The organism is Rhizobium sp. AN5, assembly GCF_900215255.1.
Taxonomy (GTDB): domain Bacteria; phylum Pseudomonadota; class Alphaproteobacteria; order Rhizobiales; family Rhizobiaceae; genus Agrobacterium; species Agrobacterium tumefaciens.
The window spans coordinates 1,677,475-1,694,295 of the sequence record NZ_OCMJ01000003.1 but is presented as its reverse complement, the minus strand read 5'-3'; the positions used below and the strand labels follow the sequence as shown (position 1 = coordinate 1,694,295).

General features: G+C 58.8%; 13 protein-coding genes. 6 read left to right on the top strand and 7 right to left on the bottom strand.

Annotated features, from left to right (window positions below):
• Positions 1-17: 17 nt before the first annotated feature.
• The 6 genes from CRP02_RS11190 to CRP02_RS11165 form a co-directional block, all read right to left on the bottom strand.
• Complete coding sequence (locus CRP02_RS11190) at positions 18-860, bottom strand: carbohydrate ABC transporter permease (RefSeq protein ID WP_060642606.1); 843 nt, start codon at positions 858-860, stop codon at positions 18-20.
• Complete coding sequence (locus CRP02_RS11185; RefSeq protein ID WP_004431155.1) at positions 850-1,782, bottom strand: carbohydrate ABC transporter permease; 933 nt, start codon at positions 1,780-1,782, stop codon at positions 850-852. Before CRP02_RS11185 ends, CRP02_RS11190 begins: the two co-directional genes overlap by 11 nt.
• A 10-nt stretch (positions 1,783-1,792) precedes the next feature.
• Positions 1,793-3,064: an ABC transporter substrate-binding protein gene (locus CRP02_RS11180; protein WP_097171095.1), complete on the bottom strand. Its 1,272-nt coding sequence runs from the start codon at positions 3,062-3,064 to the stop codon at positions 1,793-1,795.
• Between the two features lie 49 nt (positions 3,065-3,113).
• The gene (locus CRP02_RS11175) at positions 3,114-4,715 is read right to left on the bottom strand and encodes an FAD-dependent oxidoreductase (RefSeq protein ID WP_097171094.1); all 1,602 of its coding nucleotides are present in this window, start codon (positions 4,713-4,715) and stop codon (positions 3,114-3,116) included.
• A gap of 5 nt (positions 4,716-4,720) precedes the next feature.
• Positions 4,721-5,791 carry a LacI family DNA-binding transcriptional regulator gene (locus CRP02_RS11170; protein WP_097171093.1) on the bottom strand — a complete coding sequence of 357 codons (1,071 nt, stop codon included), beginning with the start codon at positions 5,789-5,791 and terminating at the stop codon, positions 4,721-4,723.
• Positions 5,792-6,003: 212 nt separating this feature from the next.
• Positions 6,004-6,741 (bottom strand): prolyl oligopeptidase family serine peptidase, encoded by a 738-nt coding sequence (locus tag CRP02_RS11165; RefSeq protein ID WP_097171092.1) that lies wholly within the window; start codon positions 6,739-6,741, stop codon positions 6,004-6,006.
• A 287-nt stretch (positions 6,742-7,028) separates the two neighbouring features.
• Between CRP02_RS11165 and CRP02_RS11160 the strand changes: the two genes are divergently transcribed.
• A complete protein-coding gene (locus CRP02_RS11160; protein WP_097171091.1) occupies positions 7,029-9,095 on the top strand; it encodes an ATP-dependent helicase in 2,067 nt (688 codons plus the stop codon).
• A 23-nt stretch (positions 9,096-9,118) separates the two neighbouring features.
• A complete protein-coding gene (dinB, locus tag CRP02_RS11155) occupies positions 9,119-10,198 on the top strand; it encodes a DNA polymerase IV (RefSeq protein ID WP_097171090.1) in 1,080 nt (359 codons plus the stop codon).
• Positions 10,199-10,496: 298 nt separating this feature from the next.
• On the opposite strand, the gene CRP02_RS11150 is transcribed toward dinB, so the two are convergent.
• The gene (locus CRP02_RS11150) at positions 10,497-12,668 is read right to left on the bottom strand and encodes a TonB-dependent siderophore receptor (RefSeq protein WP_097099412.1); all 2,172 of its coding nucleotides are present in this window, start codon (positions 12,666-12,668) and stop codon (positions 10,497-10,499) included.
• Positions 12,669-12,939: 271 nt separating this feature from the next.
• On the opposite strand from CRP02_RS11150, the gene CRP02_RS11145 reads away from it, so the two are divergent.
• Genes CRP02_RS11145 through CRP02_RS11130 form a run of 4 tightly spaced genes read left to right on the top strand, consistent with a single transcriptional unit; the run spans position 12,940 to position 16,808 of the window.
• Positions 12,940-13,764: an ABC transporter ATP-binding protein gene (locus tag CRP02_RS11145; protein ID WP_097099413.1), complete on the top strand. Its 825-nt coding sequence runs from the start codon at positions 12,940-12,942 to the stop codon at positions 13,762-13,764.
• A complete protein-coding gene (locus CRP02_RS11140; RefSeq protein WP_097171089.1) occupies positions 13,761-14,804 on the top strand; it encodes a FecCD family ABC transporter permease in 1,044 nt (347 codons plus the stop codon). Before CRP02_RS11145 ends, CRP02_RS11140 begins: the two co-directional genes overlap by 4 nt.
• Complete coding sequence (locus CRP02_RS11135; RefSeq protein ID WP_097171088.1) at positions 14,801-15,841, top strand: FecCD family ABC transporter permease; 1,041 nt, start codon at positions 14,801-14,803, stop codon at positions 15,839-15,841. The genes CRP02_RS11140 and CRP02_RS11135 overlap by 4 nt, the downstream gene beginning before the upstream one ends.
• 7 nt (positions 15,842-15,848) lie before the next feature.
• Entirely contained in the window at positions 15,849-16,808 is a 960-nt protein-coding gene (locus CRP02_RS11130; protein ID WP_097171087.1) for an ABC transporter substrate-binding protein, read from the top strand.
• The last annotated feature ends 13 nt before the right edge of the window (positions 16,809-16,821 follow it).

The window sequence follows — 16,821 nt, the reverse complement described above, 5'->3', positions numbered from 1 at the left end:
AATCGGTTTCCGGTTCTTCAGCCCTTGAGGCCGGTATGGGCGAGGCCTTCGACAAACTGCTTCTGGGCAATCACGAAGACGATGAGCACGGGCAGCGCTGTAAGCGTCGCTGCGGCAAGCTGGATGTTCCACATCGGCCCGCCATAGGCGTCGGTATATTGCGTCAGCGCCTGCGGCAGCGTGAACATCTCGGCGCTGGAGAGAAAGACGATGGGTTCGAGGAACAGGTTCCAGGAATGCAGGAACGTAAAGATCGCGACCGAAGCAAGCGCCGGCTTTGCCAGGGGCAAGGCAATCTTGCGAAATATCTTGAAACGTCCAAGACCGTCGACGCGTGCCGCCTCCTCCAGCTCCCCCGGCAGTGTCACAAAAAACTGCCGCATGACGAAGGTGGCAAACACGCTTGGCGCCCCGAAAATCGGCACGAGGATCAGCGGCCAGTGGGTGTTGACCATGCCTGCCTTCAGGAACATTTGGAAAAGCGGCACGATCGTCACTTCGGACGGGATCAGCAGGCCAAGCAGCACGATCATGAAGATCACATTGGCGCCCGGAAACCGGATCCGTGCGAAGGCATAGCCTGCCATTGAGGAGATGATCATCGTGCCGATCGTCACCACAGCGGCAATGTAGGCGGAGTTCCAATATTGCCGCACGAAGGGCTGCAACTCGAACACCTTCGCATAGGTCGTCCAGTCGTGGCTCTGCGGGATGAGCTGCGGTGGGAAGGCGAAGATGTCGCTGATGGGCTTGATGGACGAGGTAACCATCCACCAGGTCGGAAAGACGAAGGGGATAAGCAGCACGCACAGCAACCCGTAGAGCGCCACCTGCATGCGGGGGGAAAGGTCAGCTTTCATAAAAGACGATCCTCTTGCGCATCTGCCACTGGGCAAAGGTCAGCACTGCAACAATCAGAAACAGCAGGATGGACAGCGTCGAGCCGTAACCGAAGAAATGGAACTGGAAGGCCTGCTGATAGAGGTAGTAGACCAGCACCGTGGTCGACAGACCCGGCCCGCCCTGGGTCAAAACCGCAATCTGAGCAAAAACCTGTAACGAGCCGACAATGGTGATGATCGAGGTCAACAGGATCGTCGGGCTGATCAGCGGCAGGGTGATGCGACGGAACTGTTTGAAGGCTGGCGCGCCGTCGATGCGGGCGGCCTCGTAGAGTTCCTTCGGCACGCCCTGAAGTGCCGCCAGAAACAGGATCATGTTGAGCCCGACATTCTTGAAGACCTGCACGACGATGACCGAAATCATCGCTGTCGTCTCCTCGCGCAGCCAGTTGGGGCCTTCGATGCCGACCATCAGCAACATGCCGTTGATGCCGCCGTTCTTCTGCAGCAGGAAACCCCAGACGATCGTCCAGGCAACCAGCGACACGACGACCGGCGAGAAGAACAGCGTTCTGAATATCGCAATGCCGGCAAGCTTCTGGTTGAGCAGCACGGCAAGCAGCAGCGCCAGCGACAGGTTGAACACCACCAGTCCGGCGGAGAATATCCCGGTCGCGCCCAACACCTCCAGAAGATTGCCGTCTTCGATGAGCATCCGGTAGTTCTGCGCACCGGTATAGGTGAAGGTATTGGCGAGCACGTTCCACTCATGCAGCGAATACCAGAACACCAGCCCCAGCGGGATCAGCACGAAGATTATGATCCCGATCAGTTGCGGGGCGATGAACAGAAAGCCAGCGAGACTGTCGCGCCGCGCGATGGTCCAGAACGCCGATGCAGGGCGATGCCGGGGACGGGTAATCTCCTGCGCGACAGCCATGGCTTTCTCCTCAGCGCTTCAGGAGCGGCGCGATCTGACCGCAGATTTTTTGAAGCGCTCCCGCGACATCGGCCTCCGGCCGCCAGACCGCATCGAGGTTTGAGCGCACGATCTGCTGGATCTGGGCAAAGCCGGTGTGGCCGGGCATGACCTTGCCGGTGGCGATGCCTGATATGACCACCTTTTCGATCTGTTCCTGGCTGAGCAGCGGATTGGTTTTTTTCAACACCTCCGCATTCAACAGCGCCTTGCGTGCCGAGGGGAAGAACTGGCTGAGCTTTGCCGAATTTTCCGGATTGGTCATGTAAGCCACGAATTCGGCCGCCGTCTGCGCATTCTTGCCGGACTGCATGACGCCGATGCCGGCCTGTCCGATCAGCGCGTATTCACCGGCCGGTCCTTTCGGCAGCGGCACGAGGTCCCAGCCGAAAGGCTTGTCCTTCGGCAAAAGCGAGGCACGGCTGATCTGGGTAATGGTCATCGCGGCATTACCGGCGAAGAAATCGACTGTCTCGCCGGGGCCGGGCATGGCCTTCTTGCTGAAGATGGCATCATGGATGAACGACACCGCATCCGCCATCGGTTTTTCCGACATGGTGCAGGTTGCGCCATCCGCGCTCCAGGGCGATGCGCCCCAGCCGTTCCACACCGAGGTCAGATATTGCCAGCTCTGGTAATTGAAGTCGCGGACGACAAGCCCGCCCTTGCCGGATTTCGAGACCGCCGAGGCGGTGGCGATGGCGTTTTCCCAGGTCCATTCGCCGGCAACGATCATCTCCGCCGGCGTCTTTGCACCTGCCGCCTTGATGAGATCATTGTTGACGAAGACCGCAAAGGGCGAGGTCGAGAACGGATAGGCGAAGAGCTTTCCGTCCTGCGACCAGCGTTCCGTGGCCCCGGCGCTGACTTCGTCGAGATTGTAACCCTGCGCGGCCTTCAGCGTGTCGGTGAGCGGATAGAGCGCGCCTGACTTCACGAAATCATAGGCCGAGGTCTCGAAAATCCAGGCCATGTCAGGGGCGTTGCCACCGGCGATCTGGGTCGTCAACGCGGTGGTATAGGTGTCGAACGGCAGGGACTCATAGGTCACGCTGACATTTGGATGGTCCTTTTTGAAGCCGGCTGCGATGTCGTTGAACAGCTTCAGATGCGCCTCGTTGGCACTCCAGATCGTCATGCGCAGCTTGACCGCATCCTGCGCCGCCGCTGCCCCTGCCAGCGCAAACGAGCCGATAAGGGCCAGCGCGCAGGCTGTGGTTTGCATTTTCCAATGACTATTCATTCCCAGTCCTCCTCCAAAGATGGGTTCGATCAAACGACAGTTCGTCGTCCTAGTAGGCCGCGATATCCGGCCAGCGTATTTCGATGCCCTCGCGGGTCAGCGCCGTCTGGAAGGCATGAAGATGGTCATCGTCTTCCTGCACCTGATGCGGTGTGAGACCTTTTTCCAGGCAGTGGGCCGCAAGCATTCCAGCCACTTCGCCGATATTCCATTCGACTGGATGCAGGCGGTAGCAGCCATTGGTGATATGCGTCGTGCCGATGTTCTTGCCTGCCGGAATAAGGTTCTTCACGCGCTCGGGTATGAGTGCGCCAAGCGGAATCTCGAACGGGCAGGAAGGCACATCGATATAGTTGTCGCCACCGGTCGATGGGTGCAGATCGATGCGGTACATGCCAATGCCGATGCTGTCGCGATAGCGGACGGCCCCCCTGTCGCCGCGAACCGTGTAGGAAAGATCCTGTTCGACGATGCGCGTGACCGGTTTGATGCGGCGGCTTTCCCGGATATAGGGCGCCATGGCAAGGCCGTGTTCGGTGCCGGTAATATCGCCTCTGAGGCGCAGGCCGCGAAAACCCTGTCCGCCATCAAGGCGCGGCGCTTCTGTCTGCAACCAGTAAAACACCGAATAGGAAAGATCGGCCGCCGCCTTCAGATGCCGCGCCTTTTCTTCTTCCGACACATCGATGATGGTGCCGTCCATATAGTCGATCATCGGCCAGTTCACGAGGCAGATGTCGGATTTATAAAAACCCGTCGCAAAGTTCTTCCGCGCCGCGATCCGACGGAAAATCCAGAGGTTTTCATCGCCACCGCCCTTGCGCTGGTCGGCATCGACCAGCAGCGGATCGTCGTCCGGATTGGGCGTGAAGGAGCGGGTCGTGTGTTCCAGCGTGCGCGGATGCGGCGCGGTGAAACCGAGCATCGGCCCACCCCAGAAATGCGGCTGGTACTTGCGCCAGTAGTCATAATTATCGGGCTTGTCGATCGTCTGATCGCCGTCGACATGATCGATTGCAAAGCAGATCGACACGGCCTGCACATTATCAGGCTGGGCGCTTGCCGGCGCACTGGGCTCACCCGTGTCCGATTGCGCCTCGAACCCCTTGGCATATTCCGTGCCCGTCATCGGCAACAGATCGCCAAGCTCGGTGGCATCAAGAGTGTAGTCGGCGGAAATGACGATCTCGGCTCCGCTGTCGCGATGGCGCACGGTGATCGCGCGGACCCTATCGCCATCCACATCGGCAGCAACCGGCCGATAGGGCTTGAGCACCGTCAGCCGGTCGGCGCCGATATAGGGCATAAGCATGCATTCCATCACCGCAAGGCTGACGCGCGGCTCGGCGCAGATGCGGCTGACCCAGCCGCCGCCCGGATTGAGGTCACTCCAGGAGCGGGCGCCTTCCGTCAACGGATAATGGTCGCGGTAATATTGGCGCACGCCGTTGCGTAGCGCGCGATAAGAGCGGGTGATGCCGAACTGCTCGACCCAGCTATGTTCGTCCGATGGAACGGCCTGACTGGTCAGCTGACCGCCGATCCAGTCATATTCCTCGGTCATGATCACGCGCTTTCCGGCGCGTGCGGCACCGAGCGCCGCCGCCACGCCGCCAAGGCCACCACCGACCACAAGAATGTCTGCTTGCATCTCTTTCACGTCGTCTCATCCGTTTTGTTGACTGGGAACTTATCTGGGGAGGCCACTGGAGCCGGCCCCAATGTTTCACCCTTGACGGGTTGGCACTTGAGTAGAATCTGACTTCCCGGGCTGCCGGTCTCGATGCGGTTCACCAGCATTGCAGTCGCCTGCCGGCCCATCTCTTCACGGGGAATTTCATAGGATGTGAAACGCACCGGGCTGCGGCCGGCACGAATATGGCTGCCAAGCACGACCATCGAAAACACGTCGGGCACCCCAATTCCGCGCTCCCGTGCCAAAGTCTCGACGCGCACCGCATCCGCCAGTTCTATGAAAAATGCCACCGTCGCGCCGCTTTCGATGATCGCGTCGAGGATCTTTTCGGCAGGCCGGTTTACCGCCTTTATGTGCAATGCAAGCGTCGCCGCCGTGCCGAGCGCATCACTGAAACCTCGCCAGCGGTCGGCAATCGATTCCGCCGGACCCGCAGGGCCGATATAGGCGAGCTTGGAATGCCCGAGCATCATGGCATCTTCAACAAGCTGCCGTGTGCCCGCGGCATAGTCGCCGCCAACATAGGGCACGGGCCCGCCAGCATCGTCGCGTCGGCCGATCGCCACGAATGGATAATCTTCCGAGACCAACCGGGTAAGCTCCTTGCGGTCGAATTCACGGCCCAGGACCAGGCAGCCATCGGCGATCCGGAGCCTGTTGCCCTCGGAAAAAATCTTGCGGTTGTTGCCGACGCCGGCACTGGTCAGCAGCAGAAGATCGTACGCCTGCTGTTGCGCCTCTTCCTCGATGCCCAACAGGAACGGCGTGAAGAAGTCCGCCTGTGCGCTTGGAAAAGCAGGCTCGTAGGTGAAGACGCCGAGGATGCGATTGAGCCCCTTGGCCATGCGGCGCGCGATAGGGTCCGCGACATAACCCGTCTTGCGAATGACCGCCTGTACGCGTTCGCGTGTTTCAGCCGGGATACGTGCAATCGCGGTCGGCGCGCCGTTGAGAACAAGCGATACCGTGGCCTGACTGACGCCAGCAAGCTTCGCAATATCGTTCTGAGTAAGGCGTTTATGGCTGGTCACGCAATGCCCTCCCCGACATTCGCTGACTGCTAATACGTATTAGCTGTTAATGCGTATTAGCACGACTTCCCTACTCGGTGTCAAGAGGGGAAAGACACGCTTGCGGAGAGATGTTTTGACGAAGGCGTATGAAGGCGGCCAGCCCGGCCTTATGACGGCCGCGCTGGGCTATGGGCTTTCATACCAGCGGTAAAATGGTGCCCGCTGCGGGTTCAGGGTGCCGAAGGCGTCTTTGCGTCGGCAAGCTTTTGCTGGAGAAGCCAAGTCCACATCGCCTCATCGCCGAGCACTTTTGCCTCCACCTCTTCATGGTTCGTATCCTCAAAAACCGTCAGCCGCACATTGCGTTTCAGTTCCTGGAGACGTTGAACGAGGACAACAGTATCGGACAAAGGAATCACCTCGTCCCTTGAGCCGTGAAAGGCCCAGAAGGCTGTCTTTTCATTGGTGCGGTTGAGGTAATGGCGGATGCCGCCACCGGCAATTGGGACGACCGCAGCAAAAGTTTGCGGAAACTGCTCGGCCATTGACCAGGCGCCGAACCCTCCCCGGCTATATCCGATCAGATAGATACGGCTGCGGTCCACCCGATGATCCCCCACAACGGAAGCCAGGACGCTTGCGACACGCTCGATCGGATAAAGCAGTTCCTCACTCGGATTTTGTGGCGAAAACACCATGAAAGGAAAATCACGGCCCCCTTCGATCAGTTTTGGCAGGCCGCTGCGGCGCAGCTTTTCGACGTCGCTTCCGCCCTGATCGCCGCCATGCAGCCAGACCACGAGAGGATAGGTTTTGGCCGAACCGGCATAGTCTTTGGGCGTGTAAAGCAGATAATTGATGTCCGACGCGATCGTTGCGTCAGACCTCATGGCCTTCTGCTCGGCAAACGCAAATGTCGATGTGGCCAGTGCTGCAACAGCGATCAGGCATAGTTTCAGATGCTTCATGCTTTTGTCCTCCCAACAACCACGTCTTCCAAGACGCGACTGGTGAACTCATCAGCCGTCGGGTTGGTTCAGTGGTTTGAAAAGCATGCCGGTCGACACGCCATGCGGAACCCGATTGAGGCTGCGAATATAGATCAGCCAGGTTTGTCCACCGCAGTGTGGAGGACAGAGACATGCGTTCATTATTTGTTCTGGCCTGCTGTTTGAGTTTTTGCTAATCATTGCAACAAGAGTGCTTTTGAAAAATGCCGTCGTCGTGCGGATAGGCAAATATCAAGGATGCAGGCATGGCGGTTGCCTATCTGGACAAACTCAACGAGCAGCAACGCAAGGCCGTGGAACATGGCGTTGGGCTTTCAGGCGGACACACGGCTGGACCGTTGCTGATTATCGCCGGTGCCGGTTCCGGCAAGACCAATACGCTGGCGCACCGGGTGGCGCATCTGATCGTCAATGGCGCCGATCCTCGCCGCATCCTGCTGATGACGTTTTCACGGCGTGCCGCTTCCGAAATGTCGTGTCGTGTCGAGCGTATCTGCAAGCAGGTCATCGGCACTAACGCCGGAGCCCTCACGGATGCGATGGCCTGGTCCGGCACGTTTCACGGAATCGGCGCGCGCCTCTTGCGAATCTATGCGGAACAGATTGGACTGGACGTGGATTTCACGATCCACGACCGCGAAGACAGCGCTGATCTGATGAACCTTGCCCGACACGAGCTGGGTTTTTCCAAGACCGAGAGCCGTTTTCCGACAAAGGGCACCTGCATTGCGATCTATTCGCGCGCCGTCAATTCACAAACGCCGCTGAAAGAAATCCTGCGCCAGCACTATCCATGGGTGTCCAGCTGGGAAGAAGAGCTCAAGCAATTATTCGCCGCCTATGTCGAGGCCAAGCAGGCCCAGAACGTTCTCGATTACGACGATCTTCTGCTCTACTGGGCCCAGATGGTCAGCGATCCCGACCTTGCAGGCGATATCGGCAATCGTTTCGACCACGTGATGGTCGACGAATATCAGGATACCAACCGGCTGCAGGCCGCGGTGCTGATGGCACTGAAGCCGGGCGGTCGCGGCTTGACCGTGGTGGGTGACGATGCCCAGTCGATCTATTCCTTCCGGGCAGCAACGGTGCGCAATATCCTTGATTTTCCGGCATCTTTCAGCCCGGCTGCCGATATTATCACCCTTGATCGCAACTATCGCTCGACACAGCCGATACTGGCTGCCGCCAATGGTGTCATCGACCTTGCCCGTGAGCGGTTCACCAAAAACCTCTGGACCGAACGACAGTCACTCGAGCGGCCGAAGCTCGTGACTGTAAAAAGCGAAACCGAGCAGGCGAACTTCATTATCGACCAGGTGCTGGCCAATCGTGAGACCGGCATGACGCTGAAGCAACAGGCGGTGCTGTTTCGCACCTCCAGTCATAGCGGGCCGCTTGAAGTTGAACTTACACGCCGCAACATTCCCTTCGTAAAATTTGGCGGCCTGAAGTTTCTCGACAGTGCCCATGTAAAGGACATGCTGGCAGTATTGCGTTTCGCGCAAAACCCGCGCGACCGCGTCGCCGGTTTCAGGCTACTTCAGATGCTGCCGGGTATCGGGCCGAAGAAAGCCGGCACTATTCTCGATACGATTGCGGCAGATCCCGAACCTTTGCTCGCCCTTGCCGAAATTCCGCCGCCACCCAAAACCGGCGGTGACTGGGTATCCTTCGTGCAGTTGCTGGCGAACATGCGAAAATCGCACGGCGGCTGGCCATCAGATATCGAGCAGGCGCGGCTCTGGTACGAGCCCCACCTCGAACGCATCCATGAGGATGCCGAGACGCGGAAGGCCGATTTGCTGCAACTCGAGCAGATTGCCGGCGGCTATCCTTCCCGCGAACGCTTCCTCACCGAACTGACGCTCGATCCGCCGGATGCCACCAGCGATCAGGCAGGCGTGCCGCTGCTCGATGAGGATTATCTGACGCTTTCAACCATTCATTCGGCAAAAGGCCAGGAATGGCGCTCCGTCTTTATCCTGAACGTGGTCGATGGCTGCATACCTTCCGATCTGGGTGTCGGCTCCACGCATGAAGTCGAAGAGGAACGCCGGCTGCTCTATGTCGCCATGACGCGCGCCAAGGACAGCCTGTCACTGATAACCCCGCAACGGTTCTTCACCCATGGCCAGAACGCGCAGGGAGACCGGCATGTCTATGCCGCTAGAACCCGCTTCATACCGGCAACTTTGCTGCAGTTCTTTGAAACCGCCACCTGGCCCCTGGTTTCGGCCGCAGCCTCCGAGCGCAGCGCGCAGCAGATCCGCATCGATGTAGGCGCGCGGATGCGCGCGATGTGGAAATAGGGAAGATCGTACAGGCTGGAACGATGGATAACAACCCTGTTCGAAAGATCATCCATATTGACATGGATGCCTTTTATGCATCGGTGGAGCAACGCGACAACCCCGCACTTCGCGGCCTGCCGGTCGCCGTCGGCGGATCGGCCGCACGAGGCGTGGTGGCTGCGGCAAGTTACGAGGCGAGAACCTTTGGCGTCCATTCAGCCATGCCGTCCGTCACTGCCAAACGGAAATGCCCGGATCTGATCTTCGTACCGCCACGCTTCGAGGTATACCGGCAGGTGTCGCAACAGATACGCGAGATATTTGCCGAATATACCCCTCTGATCGAGCCGCTATCGCTCGACGAAGCCTATCTCGATGTCACCGAAAACCTGAAAGGCATGGAGATCGCCACCGAAATTGCGCTGGAGATCCGCGCAAAAATCAAGGCGGTCACCAGCCTCAATGCATCTGCCGGCATCTCCTACAACAAGTTTCTGGCCAAGATGGCAAGCGACCTGAACAAACCGAATGGCCAGGCCGTCATTACGCCGAAGAATGGGCCTGGCTTTGTTGAAGCCCTGGCCGTCAAGAAATTCCATGGCGTAGGACCCGCCACGGCGGAGCGGATGAAACGGCACGGCATCGAAACAGGGCTCGATCTCAAGTCGAAATCACTCGGTTTTCTGCAACAGCATTTCGGGAAGTCCGGCCCTTATTTCTACAACATCGCCCGCGGCATCGATGAACGGCAGGTCAAGCCCGATCGCATCCGCAAATCTGTCGGCGCAGAAGACACATTCGCCGAGGATATCCACGATCTCGACTTGGCGAAGGCGGAGCTTGGTCCTTTGGCTCAGAAGGTCTGGCGCTATTGCGAGGCCCACGACATCACGGGAAAAACTGTGACCGTGAAAATCAAATATTCGGATTTCAGCCAGGCGACACGCAGCAGGACCGTGTCGGGAGCCGTGCCTGACCTTGCGACTATCCAGGAGATGTCAGAGACCCTGCTTGCCTCCGTCTTTCCATTCAAACGTCCGGTAAGGCTGTTGGGGATCACCCTTTCGTCGCTGAGCACCGAAGAGAGTGAAGAGGAACCGCAGCTCGCGCTTGGCCTGTGATGCCCCTGTCCCGAAAACGAAAAAGCCCGCCGCGGGAGGAGGTGCGGCAGGCTTTCCGAAATTTCGAACAACGGCTGGGAGGAGGAGTGCCATTGTTCACAAGACAACCCTTGGGAGGAGGATAGGGTCATCTCAATCCGAAGCTTTGCGGGAGGAGGTGCATCGCTTCGATGAAAACAAGATACCCGGTTTTGCCGCATATTAAATAGGCTTTAATGCAGCGCAGCCATGCAAGACACGCACGAGTCTGCTTTCATCAGCAGTGGCGCGACCCAGATGGATTGCGTCGCCTGTACCCTTAGAATTTCACGCTGGCCGTGAGGCTGACGTTGAAGGGCTCGCCGACTGCATTGGCGTAGCTGGTGGAGCCAATGGATGAGGTATAATAGCTTTTGTCGAAGATGTTCTTCAGATTGAGCTGCAGGGTTACCGGTTTCTCCAACTGAAGCGTATAGGTCGCAAAGGCGTCGAAGACGGCATAACCCGGCAGGTCATAGGAATTGTCGTTGATGCCGGCACGCTGGCCGACGGCCCGCACTCCTCCGCCGATCCGCAGCGTGTTGCCGTTCGGCCCGACCTCACCGACATCATAGGCAAGAAACAGCGAGCCGGTGTGACGCGCGACATTCGGCAAGCGCTTGCCGGCATAGGTGGAATCTTCGAGAACGAGAGCGTCCGTATAGGCATAACTTGCGATTAGATCGAGACTATCGGTAAGGCTGCCGGCAATATCCACCTCCACCCCGCGCGAGCGAACGAGACCGGCGGCCTTCACCGTCGACACACCGCCTACATCCTCCGAATAGGCGACATTGCGCTTGCGGGCATTAAACAAAGCAATATTGGCATTCAACCCGGTGAACAGGTCGAACTTGGCACCCACCTCATAGGAAATGCCCTCCTCCGGATCGAGCCCACCATAATAGGCTCCGATCGAGGATTGCGGGCGGAAGGTTTTCGCCACATTGGCATAAAGGGATGCATCCGGCGTGAGCTTGTAGACGAGACCGGCATTGGGGATGAGTTCGCCGCCATTGTTCTTTGTGTTGACGACGAAGGGGCGGCCTTTGCCGGCATAGATGTCGTAATACTGGTAGCGCAAACCGCCGACAGCGATCCATTGATCGCCCAGATGCACGGCGTCCTGCATATAGATCGAAGCAGTGGAAAGCTCCTCCGTCTGGTCGCTGTCGACGGCCCTGACCGTCGTGCACGCCGGCAACCTGCCGTAAACGGGATTGTTAATGTTGAAATTCGTCGAATTCGCGCATCGCAACATGTTGGTGCGCAGCGTGTCGCTGTAATCGTAGGACATGCCGAACAGCAGATCGTTGCGCAGGCCACCAATATCAGCCTCACCGGTCAGGTCAGCGCGGGCCGCGTGGTTGTAGATGGTGGAATATTGCGTGGCGTCAGCACGCCGCGTCACCTGCCCCGTGCGGGAATTGTAACCCATCACGCGGGCCTGGTTGTCGGAATATTCGTTTTGGCTATAGGCGTAGTTCAGCGACAGTTTCCAGTCTTCGGACAATTGGCGGTCTATTGAGATACTCGCCAGATCGGATTTGCCATCGGTGATGTTATAGGCCTCGTCCAGCCTGAGACGTCGGCTGACATTGATTGCCTTTCCTGTCGCCGGATCGAAGATCGTGCCGCGATCGAAGGGCACGCTGTAATCCTCATGCATATAGGAAACCGTAATGTCGGTATCCTCGCCGCTCCATTTTAGCGAGGGTGCGATCAGCCAGTTCTTCTTCTCACCAAAATTGCGCCAGTAGTCGCTGTTCTCCCCCTGACCGATCAGGCGATAGGAAAAATCCGTTCCCGCAATAGGTCCGGTCACATCGAAACCGCCGGATGTACCGTACTTGCCCGCCCCAAAGGCTGAGAAGCGCGAATAGGCTTCGGCGGAGAAAGTATCTTCAGGCTTCTTCGTCACGACATTCACCATGCCGCCCGGATCGAGAATGCCGTAGAGCGTGGATGCCGGCCCTTTCAGCACTTCCACTCGCTCCGCCGTATCGTTGAAGGAATGCGGCAATGCGGTCTTCAGCCCGTTGATGAGGATCGAGCCATCGCGATTGTCACCAAAACCACGGCGGATAACGGCATCCTGCGTGCCGCCCAGCGTGTTTGACTGGGTAACGCCGCTGACATTGGCGAGCGCATCATCGAGCGAGCGCGCCTGCTGGTCACGCAGCACTTTGTTTGTCACGACGTTGACCGATTGCGGAATATCGAGGATCGGCGTCTCGGTGCGCGTCGCAGTGCCAGTGGTTATCGGCTGATAGCCGCGCGCACCTTTTTTGACGTCGGCATTAACGGTTATCGTCTCAAGCACGGTCGTCCCGTCGGCATTTTTCTTCGGTGCCGTGGTCTCCTGCGCAAAAGCAGGCAGGGCAACTCCGGCCAGAAGCAACGCCAACAGCGCTCGCGAGCCTACCTGAATGATCATCGAACCGTCATGCATCTGTCTTGTCCCCGGCTGCCCCAAATCGTCATCGCGACGATGATGCACCGCTCTTTCAATTGATGAATGTAGTAGTCAACTTTAATTCGGCTTGTGACGGGCGAAACATCTGGTGGATGCGCGCTCCCTCATGCCTCCACAGTTCTGATTCGAGCTCAAGATCGTCGCTTTTTGTGCAAATCACCGCGTAAAAACCGGCTTTTCGAAAGCTATATACTTGACTACTACAGTCATCAATAATTCTGGTGGCGGCTCGCAAACGGGGAAGATCTTGGACGACGGTGGCAAAAACAGACGCGCGGACATACGTCTTGCGGCCAATGCAATTGAGTTTGCCTATGGCGACACCCCCGTGCTTGCCGACGTGTCCATAGACGTTGCGCCGAACCGATTTACCGTTCTGCTCGGTCCGAACGGGTCGGGAAAATCGACGCTTCTCTCCGCACTTGCCCGCCTGCACCGCCCGGCAAGCGGCCATATCCTTCTCGACGGCCGCGACATATTTCATCATCCCACACGGGAGGTGGCGAAGCGGCTGGGCATGCTGGCACAGCAGAACCACACGCCGGAAGGGCTTTCGGTCTTCGATCTCGTCTCCCGTGGCCGTTACCCGCATCAGGGATTTTTGAAGCAATGGAGCGAGGAAGACGCGGACGCAGTGGACGAGGCACTTTCCGTGACCGGAATGTCCGGCCTTGCCGAAAGAGCAATCGACAGCCTCTCCGGCGGCCAGCGCCAGCGCGCGTGGATCGCCATGGCGCTCGCGCAGCAGACAGATATCATCCTGCTGGACGAACCGACGACATTTCTGGATCTGCATCACCAGATAGAGGTGCTGGATATGCTGGCTGGCCTCGTCACCCACCACAAGCGCACGATCGTTGCCGTGCTGCATGATATCAATCTCGCCCTGCAATATGCCGATCACCTGATTTTTCTGAAGGATGGACGGCTGCGGCACCGGCTGGAAACAGCGACGCTGTGCGATGCCCAAATCATCTCGGACGTTTTCGACATGCCTGTCGCCCAGCTCACGCATCCGGTAACGGCGAGGCCGGTATTTCTTCCCCTGCCCGGACGGACTAGCGCGGCATGATGTTCGCCAGGATGAGCTACAGCAAGCCCGCCATACAGGAAAAGGCCTATGGCCGCGCGCTTGCGGCAGCACTGCTTATGTTTCTGGCCATGCTGCTTCTGATTCTGGCACATATTGGCACTGGCCCGCGCGCCGTTGCTCCACACGTTCTGAACGACCTGATATTTTCCTACGACGCCCGCAATTTTGACCAGCAGGTTTTGCTGCGTCTGCGGCTTCCGCGTCTGCTTGCGGCGCTGCAAGCCGGCGCCTGCCTTGGAGTGGCAGGGCTTCTGTTACAGACCCTGCTTCGAAACCCGCTGGGCGAGCCGCATATTCTGGGATTAAATGCGGGCGCCAGCCTCGCGGTCGTCGCGGCGACAGTGACGCCGCTGGGGTTAATCGCAACGCCGGCCTTGCGCCCTATGCTGGCGGCGACGGGCGCAGGCATCAGCTTCTCGCTCGTCCTTCTGCTCGCATCCGCCGGACGGCAGGGTCTGACGCCAGCAAAACTCGTCTTTTGCGGTATCGCGCTGTCGACGCTTGCCGGAACCCTTACCTCCGCCATCCTCATTCTCAACGAGGAAACATTACAGCAGATGCGCTTCTGGCTGGTTGGCGATACGGCAGGCATTTCGATGGCAGCCGTCGCCGCCGCCCTGCCCGCTGCCATTATCGCACTTCTCCTTGCATTTACCGTCGCGCCGCGGCTCGATCTGCTCGCTTTGGGTGACACCACCGCCACACCGCTTGGCGTACCTGTCCGCTCGACCCGGATCTTGGCGCTTGCCGCAATATCGCTGTTCTGTGGCGCGGCCATAGCCGTCACCGGGCCTATCGGTTTCGTCGGTCTGGTGGTGCCGCCACTCGTGTCGCGGCTAAGAACGGGGCGGCTTCTGCTTGCCATTCCCATAGCCGCGCTCGGCGGCGCGGTTTTACTGATCGCCGCCGATCTCGCCGCCCGCCTGATTCTTGCGCCAAAGGAACTGCCGACTGGGGCAATGACCGGCCTTGTCGGAGCGCCGGTCTTTCTCTGGTTGGTGCGTAGGGTGCTGAAATGAACCATTACAGGGTCATCAGACTGGCGCATTTTTCAATTCGCCTCTTGCCGCAGCGGCTGGCTATTCTGGTGACGCTTACCCTTTGCCTTACGATTGTCACGGTATGGTCGCTTACCGCCGGCAGCCAATACATCCCGACCTCCTCCCTGTGGTCGTTATTGACCGCTGGAAACAATGATCCCGCCTCGAATGACGCCGTGGTGGTTCTCCACTTTCGCTTTTCGCGCCTGGCGCTTGCCATAGTCTCCGGCGCCATGCTCGGCGTTGCCGGTGCCATCATGCAAGCGACCACCCGCAATAGCCTTGCCGACCCGGGCCTGCTCGGCGTGCGCGAAGGCGCGTTGCTCGCGGTGCTGGGCTGCCTGTTTTTGTTGCCATCCCTGCCGGTGATATTCCGCCCCCTGGCCGGTATCGCCGGTGGGATGGCGAGTGCTGCAATCGTCTTTTCGCTTTCCGGTGTCACCTCACGGCTGCGCTTCGTTCTGACGGGCATCGGCTTCTCATGGTTTTTATCAGCTTTGCTGCTTATCCTTATGGCATCGCTTGATATTCGCAATTTGCAGACGGCGATGATCTGGATGGTAGGAAACCTGCAAGGCGCATCCTGGAGCGCCGTCTCGATCCTTTCAGCCATCCTGGCCATCACCCTTTGCCTTGTTCTCCTCACCGCCCGTGCCGCGGATGTTCAGGCGCTCGGCGACAATAATGCAGCGGCACTCGGCGTTCACACCCGCTGGCTATCAGCGCTGCATGTCATCCTTGCGGTCGTTCTCACCGCATCCTGTATCTCCTTTATCGGCAGCATCGGTTTTGTCGGCCTGATCGGCCCGCATATCGCCCGACTTTTGCTGCCGGGCAGCTCCCATACCGGGCTTGTTATGGGCGCGGGTCTGGCAGGAGCGACGCTGGTTGCAATTGCCGATACGATTGCCCGAACCGCTTTTTCACCGCTGGAATTGCCGATCGGGCTCGTTCTTTCGGCCGTGGGCGCCCCCACGCTTCTTACCCTTCTTTGGTTTCACCGGCACCGACTATAGGTCTTTCATGCGCAAAACCATTCTCGCTTTCGTTTCAACCGCCGGACTTCTTCTGGGGGTATGCGTTGCTCACGCGGAGGGCAGCCGGACCTTTACCGACGACCTCGGCCGCACCGTGTCTGTCCCCTTACAGCCGAAACGTATCGTCGCCCTGCACGACATCGATCTCACCATCCCGCTGATAGAATTAGGTGTGATGCCGGTGGGTAGCCATGGCCGCATGGGTGGGGACGGCAAACCCTATCTGCGCTCCAGCGCCATTCTGACCGGTGTCGATTTCGACAATAGCGACATCGCCTATATAGGCTCCATCAACGCCGATCTGGAAGCGATCGTCGCCCTCAAGCCCGATCTCATCCTGACGGAACCGGACCGACCGACACCAGTCGAAAAACTGGAGCAGATCGCCCCGACCGTCGCCATCGACAATACGAAGGACGGCGCGCCGCATATCTACAGGGTGCTGGCTGAACTGACCGGCACGCAGGCGCGACTTGCCGTTCTGGACCGACGCTACCGGGCGCAGATTGAAGCGCTGAAGGCCTCGGTCGAAACCGGCGCGAGCACTGTCTCGGTGTTCCAGCCACTGAATGGCAAGATCAGCGTCTACCATACGTATCGTGCGCTCGGCCGGGTGCTGCGAGATGCCGGTTTTCGGTTCCCAGCCATCATCGACGATATTCCAGACGGCGAGCGCATCGAGATCAGCGCCGAGCGCTTGCCGGAGCTCGACGCCGACTTCATTTTCGATCCGTATCGTTCCGATACCGGCGCTTCTCCGCAGGCCGAAATCGACATGATGGAGGCTGTAATGCCGGGTTTCTGCAATTTTCTGCAGGCCTGCCGCAACGGTCGCTACATCCTTCTGCCGCGGGAAGAGGCAATCTCCAACTCCTACGCCGCACTCAGCCTCATGGTCTCCGCGATCCAGTCGCATCTCGCGGTAAGGCCCACGGCTGAAAAGTAAAGGGGAACAATTG

Coding starts and splice junctions, on each gene's coding strand:
- CRP02_RS11190 (WP_060642606.1), bottom strand. CDS start 860: ATGAAAGCTGACCTTTCCCCCCGCATGCAGGTGGCGCTCTACGGGTTG.
- CRP02_RS11185 (WP_004431155.1), bottom strand. CDS start 1,782: ATGGCTGTCGCGCAGGAGATTACCCGTCCCCGGCATCGCCCTGCATCG.
- CRP02_RS11180 (WP_097171095.1), bottom strand. CDS start 3,064: ATGAATAGTCATTGGAAAATGCAAACCACAGCCTGCGCGCTGGCCCTT.
- CRP02_RS11175 (WP_097171094.1), bottom strand. CDS start 4,715: ATGCAAGCAGACATTCTTGTGGTCGGTGGTGGCCTTGGCGGCGTGGCG.
- CRP02_RS11165 (WP_097171092.1), bottom strand. CDS start 6,741: ATGAAGCATCTGAAACTATGCCTGATCGCTGTTGCAGCACTGGCCACA.
- CRP02_RS11160 (WP_097171091.1), top strand. CDS start 7,029: ATGGCGGTTGCCTATCTGGACAAACTCAACGAGCAGCAACGCAAGGCC.
- dinB (WP_097171090.1), top strand. CDS start 9,119: ATGGATAACAACCCTGTTCGAAAGATCATCCATATTGACATGGATGCC.
- CRP02_RS11150 (WP_097099412.1), bottom strand. CDS start 12,668: ATGCATGACGGTTCGATGATCATTCAGGTAGGCTCGCGAGCGCTGTTG.
- CRP02_RS11140 (WP_097171089.1), top strand. CDS start 13,761: ATGATGTTCGCCAGGATGAGCTACAGCAAGCCCGCCATACAGGAAAAG.
- CRP02_RS11135 (WP_097171088.1), top strand. CDS start 14,801: ATGAACCATTACAGGGTCATCAGACTGGCGCATTTTTCAATTCGCCTC.
- CRP02_RS11130 (WP_097171087.1), top strand. CDS start 15,849: ATGCGCAAAACCATTCTCGCTTTCGTTTCAACCGCCGGACTTCTTCTG.